We start from the raw sequence: 5,626 nt of genomic DNA on the forward strand, positions 1-5,626 counted from the left end.
ATGAAGAGGAGCTAAAACTGAAGCACGACTTCATGCAGAGATGGATTGATGAAGTAAACGCGAAAATAGCCACGCTTCCATCAAATGACAATGCCGCTATGCAGTCGTTTATACTTCTTTGTCTTATTTTCAAAATAGATTATCTTATTGTGCCAAAATATACCATTTTTCAAAAATCAAGCAGAAAAATTGCAGAATATTTTAGCGATGAAAACTTAACCGTCGAGTCAAAAAACGAAGAGATTAGAGAGTATATAAACGAACTTCATGAGATGAGTTTTGAAGAGTTTAAGACAAACTTTTATGACGCTAAATACACCTTCAACCCAAGTGACAAATCGGCTCATGAAGAGATAGAGCTATTTATAACCGAGTCGCTTGCAAAAATACGTTGGTACAAAAACAACAGATACAACCAAGTGATTCCTACAATGTACAAGTATGTAGCACTCTATCTGCTCTACAACTACGGGCTTCATCCTGTTACAAAAGCGCTTCTTCACACATTGGTAGAGATTCAAAATCCCGAGTTTTTCAAAGCTCTTGGCTACATGACTCTTTACGATGAGCAAAACTCTACATTTTCAAAAAAAGTTATTATCTCTAAAATAGAGGATATCATTTCGCCTTATCAGAGCCGTTACAAGATGCTAAAACCATTTGGCGAGAAGCTTAATTTCACATCCCTAAACGAGTTTAGCAACAGCTTTTATCTGCAACTTAAAAATCTTGACTTCGAAGAGATATAACAATGAACACTCAAGCCATAATAGAGACTTACGCTGAAAGCATTATACAGATCATGACTCCCTACGGCAGCGGAACGGGTTTTATAGTTGATGATCTCATCGTTACAAATTCGCATGTAGTTGCCGGACTTAAAGAGGTGGTAATTAGTGCGAGAAATATTAAAAGAAGCATCGCTAAAGTTGTCTATGATGATGCATATTTTGATTTGGCTTTTATAAGTTTTGATTTTATAAAACCTAAAAATCCCCTTATCCTCTCGACAAAAAGAGTGCAAAACGGGGATACGGTAGTTGCCGTGGGTCATCCATACGGACTTCATTATAGCGCTACGGAGGGGATAGTCTCAAAAGCTTCAAGGATATACGGAGAGCTTGAATATGTTCAGATTGATGCTGCTATAAACCCAGGAAACAGCGGCGGACCTCTTTTAAACACGGACGGAGAGGTTATAGGGGTAAACACATTTATCATACAAGACTCAAATAACCTAGGCTTTGCCCTTCCCTATTTTTATGTCGATGAAGCACTAAAGAGCTACAAAAGTCTAAACTCTCAAAACATTATAAAATGCCCCTTCTGCAAAAACCTAATAAAAGAAGAGAATATAAAAAATGATTACTGTCCGGAGTGCGGTTCTAAACTTGAGATTGCTAAACTGCGAAGAAAGGGGTATAACCCAACCGGCAGCACAAAACTGCTTGAAGAGATTTTAACCTCTCTTGATGTAAACGTAACGCTCTCTAGAAGGTCTCAAGCTTCATGGAGGGTTGATTATGGCACAGCGCGCATTGAGATAAACTACTATGACAACGGAATTATCATAGGCGACTCCAAACTTTGTGTTATACCTCAAAAAAATATATCCGATATTTATGATTTTTTGCTGAGTGAGAACAACAATCTTTCATATCTGCGTTTTTCTATAAATGAAAATTTTGTCTACCTCTCCTACCTTGTAATCGACTCCTCATTAACGTTAAAAGAGGGGAAAACTGCTATGGAGAGGCTTTTTAAAAAAGCAAACGAGTATGATGATATTTTGATAAACAGATTTGGCGCCACAAAACAAAAAAGAGATGAAGAGGATGATTAAATATGAGTAAATTTCCAGAGTTTAAAGTAGATACAAAGAGCTTTATTAAAGAGCTAAATGAGAAAATAGAGAGTAACAACAAAAAAGTGGAGGAACTCTTAAAGATACAGGAGAAGAGTTTTGCAAATTTCGTAAAACCGCTTGAGATGATGGATGAGCACTTAGAGCAGTTTTTCACTCCGCTCTCACATCTAAACTCCGTCAAAAATACGAAGCAGACGCAAAAGATATATGCAGCTTCATTGCCGATAATCACCGAGTACTCAACCAAGCTCTCTCAAAATTTAGAGATTTACAAGGCCTACAAAGAGATACAAAAAAAAGAGCAAAAGTACCTAAATCAGGAGCAAAAAAGGGTTTTAGAGCTAAATATACTAAACTTTGAACTAAGCGGTGCGCATCTTGATGAGATAAGCAAAGCAAGACTTGGGGAGATAAACATAAAAAAGAGTGAACTCTCAAACAACTTCTCTCAAAATCTTCTTGATGCCACCAATGAGTATGAGTATATTATAAGCGATGCGAAAGATGTAGAGGGATTGCCGCAGAGTGATAAAGAGAGCGCAAAATTTAAAGAAAAGGGTGTTACAAAATATAGGTTCACGCTTCAAATGCCTTCATATATCGCCTACATGACCTACGGTAAAAATGAAAAAATCAGAGAAGAGCTTTACCGTGCCTATGTTACAAGAGCACCTCAAAATGCCAAGATCATAGATGAGCTTTTATCGTTAAAAGATGAGATGAGCAGACTTTTAGGGTTTAAAAACTATGCCTCCTACTCACTTGCAAGCAAGATGGCAAAAGATGATAAGAGTGTTATTGATTTTTTAGAAAAACTGATTGCAAACTCTAAAGCACAAGCAAAAAAGGAGCTAGAGGAGCTTCAAGGAATAGCAAAAAAACCGCTGAAAAGCTTTGATAGCGCATACTACAGCGAGATTTTAAAAAAAGAGAAGTATGAGATCGATGAAGAGGAGTATCGTCCCTATTTTGAGCAAAAAAGTGTTTTAAGTGGAATGTTTGAATTTTTAAACAGACTATTTGGAATCAGCTTTGAAAAGGTAGAAGAGGAGTTATGGCATAAAAAAGCACTCTCTTACGATTTATATCTGGATAACAGATTAAAAGCGAGGTTATATCTTGATTTAGAAGCTAGAAAGGGTAAGCAAGGCGGGGCGTGGATGAACAACTTTCAGACCCATTGCCAAGATGAAAAAGCAAATGAGCAACTAGCCTCTGCGGTAATCGTATGTAATTTCCCGCCATCTTCTAGCAAAAACCCATCGCTACTAAGACATGATGATGTTGTGACTCTTTTTCACGAGATGGGACACGCGCTCCATCACATGCTAAGTAATGTGAAAGAAAATGAAGTAAGCGGCGTAAACGGTGTAGAGTGGGATGCAGTCGAGTTTCCATCACAATTTTTGGAAAACTTTGCTTATGAGCCGAGTGTTTTAAAACTCTTTGCGTGCCATTACAAAACAAAAGAGATACTACCTGATGAGATGATAGAGAAGTTGGTAAAAAGTAAAAACTTCCTCTCGGCTCTTGGAATATTAAGGCAACTTGAGTTCTCACTTTTTGATTTTAAACTACACACAAAACTATATCAAGGGGATGATGTCCAAAATCTCCTAGACTCCATCAGAGAGGAGACTGCACTTATAAAACCGCCCTCATACAACAAGTTTCAAAATGGCTTTTCTCATATTTTTGCGGGCGGTTATGCTGCAGGATACTACAGCTACAAATGGGCGGAAGTGCTAAGTGCAGACGCCTTTTTCGGTGTTGTAGAAGAGGGAATATTTGAGTCGAATATCGCTAAAAGATATCTCCATGTAGTTCTGGAAGGCGGCGGTGCAAAAAGTATGGATATACTCTTTAAAGAGCTGATGGGACGAGAGCCAAATCCTGATAGTCTGCTTCGTTTAAACGGGATTATATAGTTTGAGATACCTACTTTTGGCTCTTTTGTTCTGCGCAACACTTTTTGGAGAGAAAATTTTGAAGATAGCAACCTATAATGTAGAGAATCTCTTTGACCTGCAAAAAAGCGGACATGAGTATAGCGAGTATGTTCCCAACAGCTCTTCGCTTTGGAACCAAAAAAACTATAAAATAAAACTGGGGAATATCGCACATGTCATCAAAGAGATGGATGCGGACATTATCGCACTTCAAGAGGTAGAATCACTCCAGGCACTTCTTGATTTGAGGTTTGCACTGAAGCAAAACGGGCTCTATTATCAATACTACAGTATCGCCGATAAAAAAAACACTACTATAAAAGTAGCGCTTCTTAGCAAAATTCCATTTGTATACTCCAGAGAATTGAGTATTACACAGACGTTAGAATACAGAAATATATTGGAGAGCAAATTTATAATCAACAACAATGAGTTCTATATTTTTGTCAATCACTGGAAATCAAAATCAGGACCGGAGAGCAGAAGAATAGTTTCCGCAAAAACTTTAAAAAAGAGAATTTCAGAGATAGGGTTTAATAAAAATATTATCTTGCTCGGAGATTTCAATTCAGACTATGAAGAGTACATAAAATTCAAAAGAAAAAGAAAACATAATGACACTGACGGAGTTACGGGCATAAACCATATACTTGGAACCATAAATCAAAAAGAGAGCGCTTCAAAAGTAAAGTATGCAAAAGAGAGTTTCTATAACCTTTGGTATGACACAGAGAGTGAGAATAGATACACATATATCTACAGAGGCAAAAAAGAGGTCTTGGACAACATACTTATCTCTCAGCCTCTGCTAAACGAGCAAGACATCTCATACATCCATGGCAGTATCTCTAATTTTAGCAAAGAGTATCTATTTAAAAAGAAGAATATAAATAGGTGGGAAATCTCGCGTGCAAAAGTGAGAAAACACAAAGGAAAAGGCTACTCTGACCATCTTCCAGTGATAGCAAAATTTAAGGTCAATTAAGACACCAATCAATCTCTTTTTTATTGTTAAACCTAAGATAAGAATTAGTTTGAGAGAAAGGCTTAGAACCAAAAAAACCACGATAAGAAGAGAGAGGTGATGGATGAGGAGCCCTCAGTACTAGATGCTTATTTATATCAATTAGTCTCTCTTTTTTCTGAGATGGGGCTCCCCATAAAATAAAAACCAAATTTTCATATCTTAAAGACAGCTGACTTATAACAGAGTCTGTAAATATTTCCCATCCAATATTTTTATGTGAATTTGGCATAGCCTCAACTACGCTAAGAACGCTATTTATAAGTAAAACCCCTTGCTCTGCCCACTTAGTCAGATTGCCGTTTGCAGGCATACTGCAGTTGAGATCATCATGCAGCTCTTTAAATATATTAACTAATGAAGGAGGGATTTTACACTCATCACATACTGAAAAAGCCAATCCATTTGCCTGATTATGACCATGATATGGATCCTGCCCTATTATTACAACTTTTACATCATCCGGATGAAGCAGATTAAAAGCTCTAAAAATATTTTCATATTTAGGAAACACGTTTTTTGTTTTATACTCCAACTCTATGAATTTCTGAAGTTTTATAAAGTAATCTTTTGACAATTCGCTCTCTAAAAAAGTATGCCAATCATTATTAAGTATCATTAGAATCCCATAAAAGTAATTAGTTGATTATATATAAATTTTATTTCAAAGAGATTTTTATTTAAGTAGTTTAGAAAGAAGTTTGTAAAAATATAATTGTAAAAGAAGTAAAAGTAAATGATCAACTAGGCAGCGACCTACATTTCCACACCTGAAAGATGCAGTAT

4 protein-coding genes and 1 pseudogene are annotated in these 5,626 nt (G+C 36.5%); 4 read left to right on the forward strand and 1 reads right to left on the reverse strand.

The genetic code is table 11. From position 1 onward, the window contains the following. The 4 genes and pseudogenes from RQ763_RS08865 to RQ763_RS08880 all read left to right on the forward strand — a co-directional run. Positions 1-749, forward strand: a pseudogene (locus RQ763_RS08865) (hypothetical protein); the annotation flags it as partial. Positions 750-751: 2 nt separating this feature from the next. Next, on the forward strand, positions 752-1,843 hold the full coding sequence (locus tag RQ763_RS08870; protein WP_314152452.1) for a trypsin-like peptidase domain-containing protein: 1,092 nt from the start codon (positions 752-754) through the stop codon (positions 1,841-1,843). Between the two features lie 2 nt (positions 1,844-1,845). Then, positions 1,846-3,795: a M3 family metallopeptidase gene (locus RQ763_RS08875; protein WP_314152453.1), complete on the forward strand. Its 1,950-nt coding sequence runs from the start codon at positions 1,846-1,848 to the stop codon at positions 3,793-3,795. 1 nt (position 3,796) lies between these two features. Then, positions 3,797-4,801 (forward strand): endonuclease/exonuclease/phosphatase family protein, encoded by a 1,005-nt coding sequence (locus tag RQ763_RS08880; protein ID WP_314152454.1) that lies wholly within the window; start codon positions 3,797-3,799, stop codon positions 4,799-4,801. On the opposite strand, the gene RQ763_RS08885 is transcribed toward RQ763_RS08880, so the two are convergent. Then, positions 4,794-5,459 (reverse strand): uracil-DNA glycosylase, encoded by a 666-nt coding sequence (locus tag RQ763_RS08885; protein ID WP_314152456.1) that lies wholly within the window; start codon positions 5,457-5,459, stop codon positions 4,794-4,796. The genes RQ763_RS08880 and RQ763_RS08885 overlap by 8 nt on opposite strands. Between the last annotated feature and the right edge of the window lie 167 nt (positions 5,460-5,626).

The sequence above is a fragment of the Sulfurimonas sp. genome (assembly GCF_032250635.1).
Classification (GTDB): Bacteria; Campylobacterota; Campylobacteria; order Campylobacterales; family Sulfurimonadaceae; genus Sulfurimonas.

Bases quoted from the DNA above. Each gene is read 5' to 3' on its own strand.
- RQ763_RS08875 (WP_314152453.1), top strand. From the start codon at position 1,846: ATGAGTAAATTTCCAGAGTTTAAAGTAGATACAAAGAGCTTTATTAAA.
- RQ763_RS08870 (WP_314152452.1), top strand. From the start codon at position 752: ATGAACACTCAAGCCATAATAGAGACTTACGCTGAAAGCATTATACAG.
- RQ763_RS08885 (WP_314152456.1), bottom strand. From the start codon at position 5,459: ATGATACTTAATAATGATTGGCATACTTTTTTAGAGAGCGAATTGTCA.